Genomic DNA, 15,557 nt, shown 5'->3' on the forward strand with positions numbered 1-15,557 from the left:
GCTGCATGGCAGCGGTTAAAAAATCTATTAATAAAATGCCCCGATGATGAGGCTAAGGCTGATGGCTCCCAAAAGCAGGCATACGAGTAAAAGGAACAAATATTTTGATGCCGTATTCCAGTGCTGTGTTTTACGGTTGAGATAATCTGCAAATTGCTTTTGCCGCTTGACAATCACTTTATTGAGTTGCCACCCCGCCCTTTGCCGCATGTCCGACACGGCCTGCCTGTTTTTTCGCAATACTTTCATCGCTATTTACTTTGAATGGACAGGTCTTTATTTTCCAGCGTTTCCCATTTTTCGATCAGGAAGCCATGCGGATTATTATCGCTCCGCGATACATTCCGCAAGTAACCCTGCGTGACCAAGCTACGGTTGACCGTTGAAGTGGAACGGATCAGCTTTTCCGTGGCAAAGCATTTGAAGTAATAGGGATACTGATTGATGTCCAGCGCGATACTGTCCACTTCGACCTGCTGGCTGATGTTACCGGAAATCAAATTGGCGTAATAGCCGTTTTCTTTCAAATTGCTGTAAGCTGTCTTTGCCGAACCGTCAGCCATATACAAAGCTTTGGTGATATTGGCCTCGATCACCTTGTCGTCAGGGTCAAGCGTAAAAAAGTTATGGTGGAACATTTTAATATGATCCCGGATCTCCACAGGTATGTTGTCCTTACGATCTGCCGCGAACGCTTCTAAAGCCTTACCGTTAGCCAGGATATAAATATGGTTCTTGTAATTATCTGAACTCTGGTAGCTTTTAAAGATCGCAAAGCAGGATATAAGGATACAAGCGCCGATCAGCAGGTAGCTGAAGAGTTTAATGTGCTTAAAAGCACTGTCAATATTTCTGAGTTGTGTAAACATAAGGCCCCCTAACCCCCTAAAGGGAGAATTTTAAATGGTTAAAAAATCTGTTAATTACTTACCGGATAGTTTGTGTTTTTGGTAGCTGTCCTTTCCACCGCTTTGATACCCTTCTTTGATGTAACCCGGCGTTTTAAGGATATTACCCGCTCCGTTTGCCATTCGTGAACCGGCTGCGCCGCCACCGCTTCCGGCCATAGCAGCAGATGTGCTTACCGTCGTACTGGCTACGGAACTGACCCTTTGCAGCATCCCGTTATGACCATGGGCATGTACCACAAAGTTGGCTACGGTCGGTACCGAGAAATAACCGACGATACCAATCAAAAGAAATAGCAAATACGCCGTATCGGTCTGGTTAAAGAAAGTATCCCCCGCGCTTTGGATCTGGGCAATGTCCATCTTCAACATTTCCTGTTGGATCTGCCCAATGATACTGCCGAAGATATTGGCGATAGGCAGCCATAGGAATATATTGATATACCGCGCGAACCATTGCGTTAAACTGTGCTGAAACCCATCGAAAACCGATAGGCCAAACACAAGCGGCCCCAATATGGCCAGTACGATCAAAAAGAAAACCCGCAAGGTATTGATACATAAGGATGATGCTGCATAAACAACCTCCAACACTTCAGATAGCCATTGCTTGATACTGTTGCGGAAATTATAACTCTGTTTATCTAAAAAGAATTTCACATCATTACCCAAACCGTCAATAATCCCCTCATTGTTACCATTAGGATCATCCGGGTGGGTGTATTTGTACCATTTTTCCTGGGAACCGTTACCATCATCCCCTACATAAATTTGATATAATGTACTGTTCTTTACGGCATCCTGCTTTTGCTTCAGCAATTGAGTGATGGCAGAATTGCTATCCTTCACCATTCCGTTGGTAACCGCTACTACCGGCTGTAAAACGCCGTTCATCACAGGGATCACCAAAGTTTGAAAAAGTGCAATCGCAATACCCAAAGCGAACGGGCGCATAAGGGGATAAAACTCTATGGGTTCCGCCTGGGCGATCTGCTTCCAAACCCTTGAACCGATATACCATAAAGCCGCAAAACCTGCAATACCCTGGGCAACATCAATTAATTTCGCACATAAAGGCAGCATTTGCTGATACACATGATCCAATACCGGCTGCATACCTGTCAGGGTATCGTTGATGCCTTCGGCATGGGATAAACAGGGTATTAACAATAGGAGCACAAGGCCCGATAACATTTTTAGTTTTTTCATGGCTTGTACAAATTTTGAAGGGTTTGCGTTTCGTTGGTTTGTTTTTGCCGCTGGGCCTGTAAAATACTTGTCCGGTTGTTGAAGCTGCGGAGGAATTGCAGTTTGTCGTTGGTGTCCAAATAAATGCGGTCAATCGCGCTTAACCGTTCATCATCCGACATGCGAAATTTCGATTCGGTCAGCACATCAGCCAGGTCAGCGGCATTGTGCAAAGCGGCACTGGTCAGCCGTTCGTAGATATTACTGATGTAATCCAGTTCATTGACACTGAACCTGCCACTATTCTGAAAACGGCTGTATGCCTTTTTGTATTCCGATAGGATACTGCTTTCATCGGCTATAATATCGGCAACCCGCGCATACTTTCTTACTTCCGGGCTAACCTGCAATAAACCATCTAAAAACACCTCGTGCAGATTGAAATTGCCTTGGGTCAGGTTTTTAACCGTACCGTAGCCTTTGGTCAGGATGGTATAGCCATCGTACATTTCTTTCAAAATACTTTTGAACTGCGCCAGTTTAGCCACATCCAGTAAAAGTTGCTGTATCTCGTAAGATTGCGCTTTGGCAGGTGTAAAGCTTAATGCTGAAAGCAGAAAGCAAAAAGCGCCCGCCACCATAACTTTAATTGATCTCATAAAACCTCCTTTCTGTGTTGTTTTGTTGTAATTGCTGCTGCTTTTGCAGCAATAGCGTTTTGACCTGGTTGCAATAGGATACCGTAAAAGCAAACTTATCCTTCATGCTGTCGTATAGCTGATCCAGCCTTTTGATCCGCTCATCATCGGTCATTTCGGCCTTGCCGTTCACCACTACCAATTCCAGTTCCTGCAAATCCCGGTTACATTCGGTTAATACCTTTTGCCGTACTGCATTAATATAGGTTCGGTTACCAGTGGTTAAACCGGATAAGTTTTGCAGGTGGTCAAACTGGCCCGGAATGGCCCCAGCATATTCAGCAATAGCGTTTAGCTTGGGATTATTTCTGATAACAGGGTTGACCGTTTTTAAGGAATTATAATAATCCTTATGCAAAGTCAGTTCGCCGTCTTTCCAGCCACCGATGACACCCAAACCGTGTTGTGAAATATTATAACCGTTTTTCAGATACACGCTGTAAACCTGTGAGGCAACGATCTGCTGCTCCAGGTAACTGATCTGGGTGCTTTTCTGTGACCACCACTCGGAAAACGTCTGCGCTTTAACCGGCTGAAAGCCGAAAGCACAAAGCAAAAAGCAGAAGCCCCCCAGCCCCCTGAAGGGGGAGCTAAAAACTATTTTATTGAATTCCATAGTAGCGTTTTAAGGTGAGTGTTTCGTTTTCGCTTCGTGCCCGCTGGATACTGAGCATATAGTTTTGGTTGTTGAACTGGTGCAGGTCGCTGTAATTGGTATCCATACGGTCAGCGGCGGCGTTGATCAGTTCCAGCCTTTTGGCATCGCTCATTTCTGTTTGAAAGGACTTGATGACCAGCATGAGTTCATCTAAATTCTCCACGCTTTCTTCCAGAATACCACGGTAAACTTTTTGCATATAAGTCAGTTCATCCCCGCTAAAATGTTTGTCGTTCCGCAGCAGACCCCAGGCATGGTTATACTCGTTCAATAAGTTGGTTTGCTTGTTCGTCATATCTTTGATGCGCTCGTAATAAGCGATCACGGATTTCACCGTTTGCAACTCCTTATAGTACTTGCCATACAGGTCTTTTTGCTTCTGTGACCATTCAGAAATTTCATTGAGCTTCAGTTTGTGCAACTGGTTTTCTACCGTCTTTTGGGCATTTTGCAGCCAGATCGTTTGATTTTGCAGCCGCTGTACTTTCAGGTCAATCGCTTTGATCACTTTAGTAATGGCCGCTTTAATCACATCGGCAATAATAAATTGTGCATCTGCACCCTTGGGCAATGCCACGAATAGTGTCATTGCGGATAATGGCAGAATCACCATAAATTTCTTCATAAGCCCCCCTTACCCCCCTGAAGGGGCGTTTAAATAGTTAAAGAATTTGTTGATTAGATAGTGACTAAAGTTTCCAGTATTCGCTTACCCCGTTAAGCAGGTTCCGTTTGTCCGGCTGAAATAGGAGGAAAGTATGGGTTTGCATCACCTCCAGGATCTGTTTTTGGTTATCCCATGTCCCCGACCAGCGTTTGACCTGGTGCTGCAAGGGTTGCAGCTTGCCGTCGGTTATCCGGCGATAACCCGTCTTGCGGGTAATGAGGTAAATATTATCCGTGTTTTTAGCCTTGTCAATAATTAGCGTATCATTGGCCACACTGTAACCGCTCTGCGCCTGGTTCACATAAGTACCTGGGATAAACCCGGTTATTACATTGTTGTTATTGCCATTGTTGCAGGCGGTTAAGCCAATAGCTATACTGATTAATAAAATAATCCTTTTCATGATTTTTGTTAATTGGTAAATGTTAATGTTTAATTGATTTACTGTACTTTTCCCGGATCAGCAGGGCGATTCCCTGCTCCATATCACCGTTGCAACGCGCGGTATATTCCTCGACCAGCATTTTTTCGGATTCTTCGGTCGTGTAGGCCAGATATTCAGCAACGGATAGCTCATTACGGTACACTTTCAGTTCCTGCCCGCCCTGGTCAATAAATACCTCGCGGTACATCCGGCCTTTTTCGTTGGCTTTGTTGACTGACAATAAAAGCGTTTTGGCTTTTCCCGATAAACCTAAAGCATCCTGTAGCTTGTCAAACTTGTTCATGAACTTGCGCATATCCAGCAACAGTTTGGTATCGGACATATTGATCACCGTTTCTTTGATAATAGGTGAACTTAACAGGTCGTCCACCTCCTGTGTGATGAGCGCGGCTATCCCGTTGAACTTACGGATGGTCTTAAAAAGATACTTTATAAAACTGGCCATACCCGACTTCGCTATCGCGATCCATGCCTCATCGATGGCCAGAATCTTACGCTTGCCTTTCAGCTTCCGCATCTTCGAGATGAACATCTCCATAACTATGATCGTAACAACTGGGAACAAAACCTCGTGCCCCTTAATCGCGTCCAGTTCAAATACAATAAAGCGCTCATTCAGCAGGTCGAGGTTTTCAGTAGCGTTTAACAGATAGTCAAATTCACCACCTTTGTAGTAGGGATTAAGTACATACAGCAGGTTACTGATATCAACGTCCTTTTCCTTCACCTTGCCATGCTTCATGACTTCGAGGTATTCCAGCATCAGGAAGTCATAAAAGGTGTTAAAGCAGGGAAATAGTAGCGGGTTCTTTTTCAGGTGTTCATAATATAGGGTAATGGCACCGGATATGGCTACATATTCCGAACGGTTATAACGCTCATCCTCCCGCTTCCACAATGCAAGCAACAGCGTTTTCAGGCTTTCCTTTTTTTCAATATCCAATACCTCGCCTTTACCGATATAGAAAGGATTGAATTTGATCGGGTTTTCTTCAGTATAAGTAAAGTAATAGCCCTTAACCAGTGTACATAAACCTTTGTAGCTGCCACCTATATCAATCGTTACACAATGCGTACCCTCATCGTAAAGCGTTCGTAATATGTGGTTCATGGTCATGGATTTACCACCACCTGAACCACCGCATATAAACATATTACGGTTGGTGATCAAACCTGTTTTCATAGGCTTGTCGAACAGATCAACGTATACCGGCCTACCGTGGCTGCGTTCACCAAAACGGATACCCTTGCCATCGGAACTGCAATTGCCCTCCATGTTCATAAAACAGGTAGCTTGTTCCACGAACGTATCAAACGTGTCATTCATCGGAAAGTCCGCCGCGTTCCCCGGTAAGCCTGCCCACCAGATCTGCGCGGCTCCGTCCGTTTCCTGCCGGGCAACCGCATCCATTTGCGCCATTGCTGAACCAACCTTATTCCTGATCGGCTGTAACTGGCTGACATCATCCGTCCAGGCCATCACATTAAAGTGCGCCTTTACCGGCAGCCTTTGTTCGCTGATCGCCTCATTCAGAAAGTCCGATGTCGCATCCCTGGCGATTGCATTCTCCCGGCTGTAAGCAGATAAGGATTGTAAACGCAAGCGCTTTTTCTCCATTCCTTTTAGCGTGGCCTGCGCATCACCTATAAAAATGTATTGATTGTATAAATGGTTGCAGTCCAATAGTAAACCGATAGGAGAGGCAAAGCCGATACTGAAATTACTTTTGTCCGTACTGTACTTGTCATAATTGACCCGGCTGCCGCAAAGTGATGGCAAATCCTCAACATCTGATAATGTAAATAATTGGCAATGGTTATCACCGATCCTGATCTCGTCTTTCAGGTGTACATCCTTCAGCATCGGTTTCTCATCCTGTGAAAGCAGGAAACAATAAGATTCAATGATCCCGGCTTTGGTTCTCGTTCCGGCCAGTTCATCATCGGTCAGGCGTTTTAAGTTGAGGTAACCGCTATCTGAAAGGATCTGTTCAAAGGCACCGACCTTTTCCATAAAGTCCAGGAACAGTTTTTCATCGATGGTTTGCTTGGGAACAACCCTTCTACGCATCAGACCGGAATAACCGCTGCTGGCCGCCTTGCGGTCGTCCGGCTTTTTAGTCAGCATGATATAACAGGTATGCTCCAGGTAAGGACGGCCCTCAAAATGAGCTTCGCCTGTTTGGGCCAGATAACCTGCATCCGCATCAGATTTGGCCCGGTGTTTTGCTTTGAGGAAAATATCCTGCTTATGAAAGACCGTATTTTTAGGCAATACTTTAAGCCCTTTTACAATGACATGGTGCGCGCCTTCATAATCATCAGCGGAGGCCGTAAAAATATCCTTGTGGGTTACTTTAAAAACAACGGTAATGTCACCCTGTACCGATACGATACAGCCGTTCTCCACTTTATACACCGGTAATATGTTTTCAATATTGACCATTAATTTCCTTTTTTAAGATTAATAAATGATTTCCTTGTCCTGAACTTCAGGTAGGTGGGGATGCTCCGTTTGGCGCTTTTCTTCAGTAATCCGTACTGACCATATTTGTGGCTAAACCGGAATATGGTCATCATCAAACCTGTTCCTAAACCACCGATAATCACCAGGCAGATATAGTTGTTCACGCCGCTGATATACAGCACCGCATACAGGATAAGCAGGCAAAGCAAGCCGCCTCCCAAATAGCCGATATACTGCGCTTTCAGCCCCTTGAACATTAAAGGTTTGTTTATCCCTTTATTAATTTCATATACTGAACTCATATTTGCCTCCTTATTTAACCATGGCCTTCGGCACCTTCCCCAACGGGGGAAGGATACTGAAATGCCTTTTATTGGGTTATTATTTATGTTTACATTGCCCCATGGCCTATAAGCCGAAGAACGATTTGATCACCGTTGCCACGACCACTAAGAAGATACAGGAGCCGAACCAGGCCGCTGCCACACGGTTGGTATCCGGCTCTCCGGCGTTCCATTTTGAATAGACTTTGATGGCACCGATGATACCAACAACGGCACCGATGGCATACATCAAATTGCAGCCGGTATCAAAGTATCCCTTGACCATCGTGGTCGCTTGTGAGATACCGGCATTACCATCCTGGGCCAGCGCTTTTGTCGCGTTAAAGAACAGGTCTAAGGCATTGGCGACAAATAATGCCAGTAATAATTTCGCCGCATTTTGTTTTTTTGGACTGATGAATTGGTTCTTCATTGTTGCTTTTTTGAGTTCACTGATTTAATTGATTACCGTTTTCTTGTGGGGATAAGCTTGCTTTAGCTGATCCAGAGTTGGTACAATTCTTCTTCAGTTAATTCAAAAGGCACATTGCTGGTGATCCATTCATTAATAGCCTCCAGGTGACGGCTTTCTGCGATCTGCGGGTACTTCGAGGAAACCAGTTTAAACAAGCTGATAAAATCCTCCTTAGTTCCTTCGCCGGATTCTACCGTTTGGATAACCGTTTTGATCTCTTCCAGAACATCCGGCACCAAACCTTGCAGTTCTTCCGTTTCGTCAACCCTCGCTGTTTCAGCCTCAAAGTCAACGTCCGCATCCGGGTGAAAGCCTAAATCTTCACTGCTTACGGTGCTTACCCCGTATTCTTCGGCAGGCCTGCCCAATAGGTCGTCCGGTTCATCGTCCTCGAAATTCCGGTCCGCCAAAGGCTCTTGATGCTGAACCCCATCGTCAGCCGGTTTCTTAAAATACTTCAGCCAGACGACCGCATACCAGATCAATAAAAACGCAACAATAAATACCGTGTACTGCTGCCAGGTGATTTGATGTAACATAAAATGGTTTGTTTAAGCCTGCCGCTCCATTGCGGCAGGCTTTTGTTACAGCAAAATTGTTGGGATGGCGAACCCTAATCGGGCAGTCCAAAAAAGTGGCGAAAGTTTCCGATTATCGGTCTGATTTTGAGCCGGTTCTATTAGCCTTACGTAGCACATTCGGCCTAAAGGCGTTGGCATTGTCTATATGCTGCCGGATCGCATCCCGCATATTGTCGGTGAAACGAGTCTGGCTGACCAGCTTTCTTGCCTTGATCTCATCAAACCGCCGGGTATGCCGGGCCAAATCAATATCCAAACTCTGGCCTAACCAATACATAATATCAGCTAAGGAAGCATCACCTTTATTCAACTGGCCCGACAACCAGATACCATAACCCAACTCAATCGCATTCACCTGGTCGCCTGTCCATTTTAAAGGCTCATTCATTTTGCCGGGACGGGCAAAAGCCACCCTGTTAGCTTTACCGACATTGGAAAGTTCATGAGCGATATATTCCTGCAACATTTCATAAGCTTTGAATTTGGCAAAGAGGTAATCACCACTCGTCGAAAATGAACTATCCAGTTCCGGCACCTCGGGAATCAGCATGCTTTGGACAGCGACACCACGCACAAAATATAGTTCATCCAGTTCATCACCACCCAGCCGGTAATACTGGTACAAAAAAGGATGCTCTTTAAATACTCTTTGTGTAAAGCGCAACTCATCCAGGTAGTAAGCGCGTTTCAGTTCATCGTCACCACAAGGCAAGCAAGTAACCAGGTTGTACAAAGCCACTTCAAAAATGTATTGACAGTAAAATTGGGGTTTGATGGTTTTGAAGAATGAAGCTTCTTCTTTAGTATCCTTGAAAGGATTATTGGTAATATACTGCAACTGGCGTTGCAGGAATTTCCTGATACAGACCAGCGCGGCTTTCATCCGGTCTAAGGGTTCAGGGTTTACGGTTACAATTGTTGTTAATTCATCTTCCATTAGCAGGAGTTCCTGCTTTGCATACGATTTAAACATAAACAAACACATTTAGATAATTGCGCTTTGCCTTCCGCAACGAGCGGTAGTTTCAACAAAGCAACGATGGGTATCATCTTTTCATAGGCTTAATTATTGGTAAATATTTTTTCAAAAAAAGGATTATCTCCCATAGGTGTCAAGTGGGAAAAGGGTGGGAAGTCAAAAGGCAGGCCTAAAAGCAAGCAATTAGGCTACTCCTCAAAGGGAGGATTTTACTATATTTACAACGTATAAAATATTATAGCGACTGCTATTTTACTTGTCTTAGAAAACCGCAAAACTTCAAAGTAAACAAGGAAAAATAGGCTGCTCGCCCGCGCTATAGCGCGGGTGCGGCTTATCTTGTTTACTGGGCTCTTTGCGGTGCCTCTAAGACGGATATGGTCGTTTCCCGCGCTATATTGTTTTAAGGCTACTGCAATCGGGATAGCAGTATATTATTACTTAGCATGACAGCTTACATTGAACCCGTATTAAACCAGCCAATTGACGACCTTGAACTGACACCTGCATTTAAAGAAAAAACCGGGCAGCTCGGTTTTCATAAACTGGCTGACCTCGTGGATCAGTCCGCTTATGACCTATTAAAGCTACCCGGCTTTGATCACCGGTTGTGGCATGAATATATCAGCTTCCTTGAAAAAGTGAAGCTGGGTCATTACGTTAAGCCATAAAAGGCCGGAGGTCATCAGACATCTTCTGTAACAATTCTAAAATGGGTCGAATGGTCGCCATCATCGACATGACCATCTCGTACACCGGACTAATCACCCGGTAATCTTTAGTGTACATTTTGGAAGTGATGCTGCCTACCGATAATTCGGCCTTATTCTTTGTCGAAGAATTATAGGCGATCTTGATACTGAAACTGTCCAAATCCTTTTCCATATAAACCCGGTGGTCATATTGCAGTTTCTTCCAGAAAGCCAGTTGTTCGATATTCATATCATAAATGAATTTATAAGGATTAACCGGCACCTTCTGACCGATAGCTGCGAATACGCCCTGGTCATATTCGTTAACAAAATCGGCTTCCTGATCTATCCAATTACACAAGCCGCTAACTATACTAAGTTGTTTTTGGTAAAAAGGCTCCGCAGACAGCATCGTAAACTGCTTAACAATCTTCTTTGCTTTACTAAATACCAGCAACTGTTCTTTAACGCTTTCAAAACTATCCGCGCTTTCTTTGACCACCCGGCTGCTATACACAACCAAGCGCGGGTGATTGAAATCCATTCGGATCAGGAGCTCCGTCAGCAAATGATCCGCAGAAGGGTATGGGTCAAAACTATTAAAGTTGGTGTCCCGCAATTCAGACAAGTATTGCTTCAGCCAAATAAAATGAAACCACGACAGCTTGCGGTTCAATGAGCCGAACTCCTCAAAAGGTAAAGACGCAATTTCCAACAGTTCATCTGAAAAACCCAACTCCTTGAAAGTAGGCAACAAAGATTTCCAATCGGAGTACATAGCTTCGCGTTGGATTACCCGAAAAGCTTTTGGCAATGCAATATCCCTGTCAATCAGGTTAGGTACTGCCTTTTTCAAAGCGCCCAATAATTCCAGGATCGCAGTAATGCCGGGATGGTTCACCATCACATCCGGCGCGTCAAACAGCCGGTCGCAAAGATCAACTAGCTTCTGCACATGAATGGTAAAATAGGTCCGCAGCAAATTAGTATTCCGTTGCAAAAGCAAATTATGAATAATTGCTTTTTCCGTTCGCCAGGCCTCCTTCTTTAACAAAGTGGCACCTTCTTTCTCCACAGTTAATTCCCCGGTAACGGCACTATTCACCAATGTTTCCAGTGTTTCTAATTCGTATTTCATAAGCGTAGTTTTTGGGACGTCACTCATAGGCAACGGCCAGTATATAGATATAATTTAAAATGGGTAAACATCACACATAGGCACAGCAGTTTAAGGGGGTAAAACAATTAACTGAAATTCATTTTACTTAGACCAGATTGTCAACCCCTTCATCGACAGAATCTTTGACTATTAACTCTATTCTGCACCAGATCAGATGGTCTAATTCATCAGAATCTTCAGGTTTTACATTTGTAGTTAAAAATGCAAAACATAAGAAATGTTTAATGGCAAGCACAGCTAAATAATCTAAAAGGCCCATAAAAAATGGGCCTTCAAAAGGATTTGCAGTTTAAAATTGATTTAAATATGAGTGGTAGTAACGACAGTTGTACATGTCGTTGTTACATCCGTTCCATTGGATTGAATTTTTGAGGAGCCTGTCTTTTTGTAGTGATACAATGTTTGAGTTTGCTTTACAGGTAATTTAATTTTTGAAGTTTTCACGATTTGTTGATTATTTAGTTTATGATAATATGTGTGGTTGTCGTAGTTAATGTACACGTTCCGGTGGGATCTGTACTATAGGACTGTAGCGATTGGAAGCCTGCCTTTTTGTAATAATACATCGTTTGTGTTTGTTTTAATGGCAATTTGATTTTTGAAGTTTTCATATTTTTGTTGATTATTATAGTTAATAAAAGACGCGCGTTGTCGTAATTATACAAGAAGCAACAAAGGCGTGAGATGTGCCTTTGTTGCTTAAGTTTCTGTATTAAGTTTAAAAAATATGAGTAGTTGTAACTACAGTAGTGCAAGTGGTAGTATTGTCAGTGCTATCTGAGCTTGGTCCATACATCCCTTTTTTTCCAAAATAATACAAAGTCGTTTTGTTCTTTTGTGGTAATTTAATTTTTGAAGTTTTCATGATTTTTTTATTTATTGTTTAACATTTAATTAATAATGACATGTGTTGCTGTAATAGTGGGTTTTTATTATTTGTTAAAGTCACTTTTAAAATTTAATCGCTTTATCTATATATAAATCCGACACCGCTTGCTTCTTGGCTCTGGCTACCTGAGACGATATATATTTATACAGGCTATAGTAGATTAACATTTCATACTTCCGCTGATCTGAAGTAAACAAACGGTTAACTTGCATATGGATAACGTCCGTAAGCAGAACAATAAGCCTATCTTTATCTTCCACTACATCAGTAATTAAAGTCCATTTATCCAACAATTGATCAATGCTTGGTTGTAAATTGGTTGCGCGCGCTATTGTCAAACCCTCACTACCCAACACTCTATTTATATCTGGTAACAACCCCCTATACTTTTTATCTAGATCGACTTTTAGCTGTTTATCTGCAACAAATTCTTTTAAGAAACTTTCTGAATTGTGTTTTAGAAATGCTAATTGGGTATTTGCGTCATGCAGAGCATTGCTCACCATTAGATACACATTGCAAATTGCAAATTGAAAGGCGGATATGACAAAACATCCTGATTTAATAATTTTAATAAACGCCAGGGCCAGATCACTTCCTAAACAAAAGAAATCCTCTACCTCATTGATAATATCTGCCCCGTATCTTTCCAATTCCCGGTTATAAACTCCTCCTTCATAATCTTTGATCAATTGATGTTGTTTATTAATTAGTATTTGTTGCTGTAAAGCCCTTATTACAAAGCCTAAATCTATCTCATCTACTTGTATTCTTAATCGCAGATGATACCCTTTTTCGTCTTTATAGCGTATGAAAAACCAACAGGCAATTCTTTTCCTGTTCTTTTGCAATATTGGTGCAACCACATTGATTAGGAGGCTATCCGAAGTTTTAGGGGTACAGTAAATTTTAACGTAGAGCCATTTACTTCCAAGTATGAAATTTCGGGTTTCGTTCACTTTTACATTTATCTTATTTGTCATCAGCTTCTCGTAAACATTATCATTGTGGGATAAAAAAGCGACAAATTGTCCAATCAACGGTTTATCGTTAGTTATTACAGATTGATCGGATGCGATGAATTCTTTTATTGTTAACCTTGAAAATTTTTTTCGGGGGTTGTTTTTTGCATTTCTTTTCGATTCTTCTACACACTGCAAAAAAAAAGATCTATCTTCTTCCTGGTCGAGATCAAAAATCAATTGTTGATCGGTTGTACCAATCGTAATTTTAGATGGAATACAATGCCTTTCACGTAAAAAAAACAATGTTTCAGCAATCTGACTACTGGGACAATTTTTTAGCATTTCTAGGTCCTCACCAGTAATACGCCAAATAGCTGGACTAATTATAGTATTGTCAAATTCAACCCTTGGGTAAAAATCCATATCCGGAAAAAGTCTATCCAGATCAAGCGATAAAACAGATTTCAAACCTTGATGCTGCACATCGCAAAGCAAACGGAAGATAGCCAGGTCATTGTTATTATAATTATAAACTGTAGATAATCTGGGGATGACTCTCTTCTTCATTTTTATTGACTCCAGTATCAATTTACCGTTTTCAACATAAATTAAAATATCATCAGGCCTGATCTGGTTTTTTAAGGGTAATTCCGAATACACATTCAGCGGTATTTCATAATCATAGACCTGTAGCCTGCGATTAATATTATCCACATGTGTATCAGAAAGCTGGCCAATATCTGCGAACAGCACTTCTGGCTGGGCAGTGGATTCTGCAATTACTAGTTTTCTGCATAAATCAGCACAATCTTTGTTAAATACTGAAAAGCGTCCTATTAGGGAGGCAGCAGTAGCCCCGCCAATACTTTCAATAAAAAGTTTTCCCTCGGCCTTACGAAATAATACAGACAATGTAGATGGAAAAGATTTATTTTCGGGTTCACTAAAAGCCTGCAGGTCACTTGATTTAATTACAATTGGGCTATGGAGTTGCCTGTCAGAATTCATTACCCATAATTTAAATATTAGTTGGTGAACTGATGTCCAGTTTAACTGTTTATTTTCCTGTTTTTTTTGCAGAAAATATATATTCTCGAAGATTCCATTATCTTGATTGTCCCTTTGCAAGTTACCATAAGGTATCCCGGAATCTGGATCTAACGCCAGCAATAATGGCACTTTTTCTCTGTCAAATCGTTGCTGAAATTCTTTGACAAAGTTTTCCAGGTTTTCCGATTTAGTTGGCAATGCTAATTTTTGCAATGCAATAACAACGTCAGAAAGTTGCTGTTGACAGTCGTTGTTTAGTCCGCCATCTCTTACTGGGCGTTCAACGTTAGAATAGAAATATTGACTCTTGGCTCCTTCGCAAATTTCAGGTATTAAGCTCTCAACAAATTCTGAAAAAGGTTTTATTTTGTGGACTTCCTTTAAAGGTTTCGCTTTCCAATCATTCCAAAAATTTTCGAGGTGCGGAATCGTTTCAATTTGATCACCCTTGGCATTATAGTGCCCGTTCTGAACATTTGTCTCAATGATATTTCCGGCGAATTCGGTATATAGCACTTGCTCAGCTATTAAGAAATTCAGGTAATCCTTCGCGTCATTTTCAGAACATTCTGCTTTATTAATTACCCAAGAAAGCAACGTTTTGACGGCAGTTGCCCCCCTTTTTAAAAAATTTATAATTTTGATATTTAAATTTTCAGTGGAAATCGAATTCAAGGTATATGTATAATTACCTTCATCATCTTCAATAGAACGGATAAAACGAAACTCATTCGCCAGACGATATAATGTTGGATTTGTTATTAATTCATAATCATCGCTGCTTTTCTGCAAGCAGGTTAAGAATTTAACACGCAATTTCTGATCAGGTAATAAATTAAGAATTGCTTCATCTTCACCTACCAAGTCAACAGTTGCATCTTTCGTCCATTCTAAATTGGTGATTGATGAGAAACTGCCAAATGGAGTAGGCCTAAACGACATACGATTATAGTATTTTGAAATACTGAACTTTTCTTTTTCATCCAACTTGTCAAAATCAAATGCTTTTTTTTCCAGGTGATTGTAAAAATCAGGACTTGCCAAATAGATAGCATTCCTAAACTTTTCATTTTTCAGGACTTCAGGCAGCTTTTTTAAGCTATAATCGTCAAAACTATAAAATGGTGTCCTTAAAAATAGTTCCGGCAGGAATTGGTATTTTACACTATGATCCATTTGAAAAATAGAATTTTTTTAAAGTGATTTATTAAACACACACACTTAATTAGCTGCCCTTTAACGATGAAACGACCAATTTTACAATCACTAAATGCTGAGAACGATGGATATTCAAAACAGTCCATCTAATTCATCACGACCTTTGAGACGATTATAAAACATGCGTATTATTATGTACAAAAGCAATAGGACTATTAGCAGATAAACAGATGC

16 protein-coding genes are annotated in these 15,557 nt (G+C 41.7%); 1 reads left to right on the plus strand and 15 read right to left on the minus strand.

Annotated features, from left to right (window positions below; all coding sequences use genetic code 11):
- Positions 1–27: 27 nt before the first annotated feature.
- From AC1RM2_RS20860 to AC1RM2_RS20915, 12 genes are all read right to left on the minus strand, one after another.
- Positions 28–249, minus strand: a complete 222-nt coding sequence (locus AC1RM2_RS20860; RefSeq protein WP_492987085.1) for a hypothetical protein — start codon at positions 247–249, stop codon at positions 28–30.
- Between the two features lie 2 nt (positions 250–251).
- Entirely contained in the window at positions 252–869 is a 618-nt protein-coding gene (gene traK / locus AC1RM2_RS20865) for a conjugative transposon protein TraK (RefSeq protein WP_492987086.1), read from the minus strand.
- 54 nt (positions 870–923) lie between these two features.
- On the minus strand, positions 924–2,117 hold the full coding sequence (traJ, locus tag AC1RM2_RS20870; RefSeq protein ID WP_492987087.1) for a conjugative transposon protein TraJ: 1,194 nt from the start codon (positions 2,115–2,117) through the stop codon (positions 924–926).
- Positions 2,114–2,755: a TerB family tellurite resistance protein gene (locus AC1RM2_RS20875; RefSeq protein ID WP_492987088.1), complete on the minus strand. Its 642-nt coding sequence runs from the start codon at positions 2,753–2,755 to the stop codon at positions 2,114–2,116. Before AC1RM2_RS20875 ends, traJ begins: the two co-directional genes overlap by 4 nt.
- The gene (locus AC1RM2_RS20880) at positions 2,742–3,410 is read right to left on the minus strand and encodes a hypothetical protein (protein WP_492987089.1); all 669 of its coding nucleotides are present in this window, start codon (positions 3,408–3,410) and stop codon (positions 2,742–2,744) included. The genes AC1RM2_RS20875 and AC1RM2_RS20880 overlap by 14 nt, the downstream gene beginning before the upstream one ends.
- On the minus strand, positions 3,397–4,077 hold the full coding sequence (locus AC1RM2_RS20885; protein WP_492987090.1) for a conjugal transfer protein TraI: 681 nt from the start codon (positions 4,075–4,077) through the stop codon (positions 3,397–3,399). The genes AC1RM2_RS20880 and AC1RM2_RS20885 overlap by 14 nt, the downstream gene beginning before the upstream one ends.
- A gap of 64 nt (positions 4,078–4,141) precedes the next feature.
- A complete protein-coding gene (locus tag AC1RM2_RS20890) occupies positions 4,142–4,522 on the minus strand; it encodes a lipoprotein (RefSeq protein WP_492987091.1) in 381 nt (126 codons plus the stop codon).
- Between the two features lie 22 nt (positions 4,523–4,544).
- A complete protein-coding gene (locus AC1RM2_RS20895) occupies positions 4,545–7,010 on the minus strand; it encodes a TraG family conjugative transposon ATPase (protein WP_492987092.1) in 2,466 nt (821 codons plus the stop codon).
- Entirely contained in the window at positions 7,010–7,333 is a 324-nt protein-coding gene (locus tag AC1RM2_RS20900; RefSeq protein ID WP_492987093.1) for a DUF4133 domain-containing protein, read from the minus strand. The genes AC1RM2_RS20895 and AC1RM2_RS20900 overlap by 1 nt, the downstream gene beginning before the upstream one ends.
- A 106-nt stretch (positions 7,334–7,439) precedes the next feature.
- Positions 7,440–7,787, minus strand: a complete 348-nt coding sequence (locus AC1RM2_RS20905) for a DUF4134 domain-containing protein (protein ID WP_492987094.1) — start codon at positions 7,785–7,787, stop codon at positions 7,440–7,442.
- 62 nt (positions 7,788–7,849) lie between these two features.
- Entirely contained in the window at positions 7,850–8,368 is a 519-nt protein-coding gene (locus AC1RM2_RS20910; protein ID WP_492987095.1) for a hypothetical protein, read from the minus strand.
- A 112-nt stretch (positions 8,369–8,480) separates the two neighbouring features.
- A complete protein-coding gene (locus AC1RM2_RS20915) occupies positions 8,481–9,383 on the minus strand; it encodes an RteC domain-containing protein (protein WP_492987096.1) in 903 nt (300 codons plus the stop codon).
- A gap of 452 nt (positions 9,384–9,835) precedes the next feature.
- On the opposite strand from AC1RM2_RS20915, the gene AC1RM2_RS20920 reads away from it, so the two are divergent.
- Positions 9,836–10,060 carry a hypothetical protein gene (locus AC1RM2_RS20920; protein ID WP_492987098.1) on the plus strand — a complete coding sequence of 75 codons (225 nt, stop codon included), beginning with the start codon at positions 9,836–9,838 and terminating at the stop codon, positions 10,058–10,060.
- Here the strand turns inward: AC1RM2_RS20920 and AC1RM2_RS20925 are convergent.
- The 3 genes from AC1RM2_RS20925 to AC1RM2_RS20935 form a co-directional block, all read right to left on the minus strand.
- Complete coding sequence (locus AC1RM2_RS20925; RefSeq protein ID WP_492987099.1) at positions 10,050–11,219, minus strand: hypothetical protein; 1,170 nt, start codon at positions 11,217–11,219, stop codon at positions 10,050–10,052. The genes AC1RM2_RS20920 and AC1RM2_RS20925 overlap by 11 nt on opposite strands.
- Before the next feature lie 760 nt (positions 11,220–11,979).
- A complete protein-coding gene (locus AC1RM2_RS20930) occupies positions 11,980–12,126 on the minus strand; it encodes a hypothetical protein (RefSeq protein ID WP_492987100.1) in 147 nt (48 codons plus the stop codon).
- Positions 12,127–12,212: 86 nt separating this feature from the next.
- Positions 12,213–15,341 (minus strand): lantibiotic dehydratase, encoded by a 3,129-nt coding sequence (locus tag AC1RM2_RS20935; RefSeq protein ID WP_492987101.1) that lies wholly within the window; start codon positions 15,339–15,341, stop codon positions 12,213–12,215.
- Positions 15,342–15,557 lie beyond the last annotated feature (216 nt).

The sequence above is a fragment of the Mucilaginibacter sp. GW822-FHT03E02 genome, assembly GCF_058801545.1.

Coding starts and splice junctions, on each gene's coding strand:
- AC1RM2_RS20880 (WP_492987089.1), bottom strand. CDS start 3,410: ATGGAATTCAATAAAATAGTTTTTAGCTCCCCCTTCAGGGGGCTGGGG.
- AC1RM2_RS20925 (WP_492987099.1), bottom strand. CDS start 11,219: ATGAAATACGAATTAGAAACACTGGAAACATTGGTGAATAGTGCCGTT.
- AC1RM2_RS20915 (WP_492987096.1), bottom strand. CDS start 9,383: ATGTTTAAATCGTATGCAAAGCAGGAACTCCTGCTAATGGAAGATGAA.
- AC1RM2_RS20895 (WP_492987092.1), bottom strand. CDS start 7,010: ATGGTCAATATTGAAAACATATTACCGGTGTATAAAGTGGAGAACGGC.
- AC1RM2_RS20920 (WP_492987098.1), top strand. CDS start 9,836: ATGACAGCTTACATTGAACCCGTATTAAACCAGCCAATTGACGACCTT.
- AC1RM2_RS20935 (WP_492987101.1), bottom strand. CDS start 15,341: ATGGATCATAGTGTAAAATACCAATTCCTGCCGGAACTATTTTTAAGG.
- AC1RM2_RS20910 (WP_492987095.1), bottom strand. CDS start 8,368: ATGTTACATCAAATCACCTGGCAGCAGTACACGGTATTTATTGTTGCG.
- traK (WP_492987086.1), bottom strand. CDS start 869: ATGTTTACACAACTCAGAAATATTGACAGTGCTTTTAAGCACATTAAA.
- AC1RM2_RS20930 (WP_492987100.1), bottom strand. CDS start 12,126: ATGAAAACTTCAAAAATTAAATTACCACAAAAGAACAAAACGACTTTG.
- AC1RM2_RS20885 (WP_492987090.1), bottom strand. CDS start 4,077: ATGAAGAAATTTATGGTGATTCTGCCATTATCCGCAATGACACTATTC.
- AC1RM2_RS20900 (WP_492987093.1), bottom strand. CDS start 7,333: ATGAGTTCAGTATATGAAATTAATAAAGGGATAAACAAACCTTTAATG.
- AC1RM2_RS20875 (WP_492987088.1), bottom strand. CDS start 2,755: ATGAGATCAATTAAAGTTATGGTGGCGGGCGCTTTTTGCTTTCTGCTT.
- AC1RM2_RS20890 (WP_492987091.1), bottom strand. CDS start 4,522: ATGAAAAGGATTATTTTATTAATCAGTATAGCTATTGGCTTAACCGCC.
- AC1RM2_RS20860 (WP_492987085.1), bottom strand. CDS start 249: ATGAAAGTATTGCGAAAAAACAGGCAGGCCGTGTCGGACATGCGGCAA.
- traJ (WP_492987087.1), bottom strand. CDS start 2,117: ATGAAAAAACTAAAAATGTTATCGGGCCTTGTGCTCCTATTGTTAATA.
- AC1RM2_RS20905 (WP_492987094.1), bottom strand. CDS start 7,787: ATGAAGAACCAATTCATCAGTCCAAAAAAACAAAATGCGGCGAAATTA.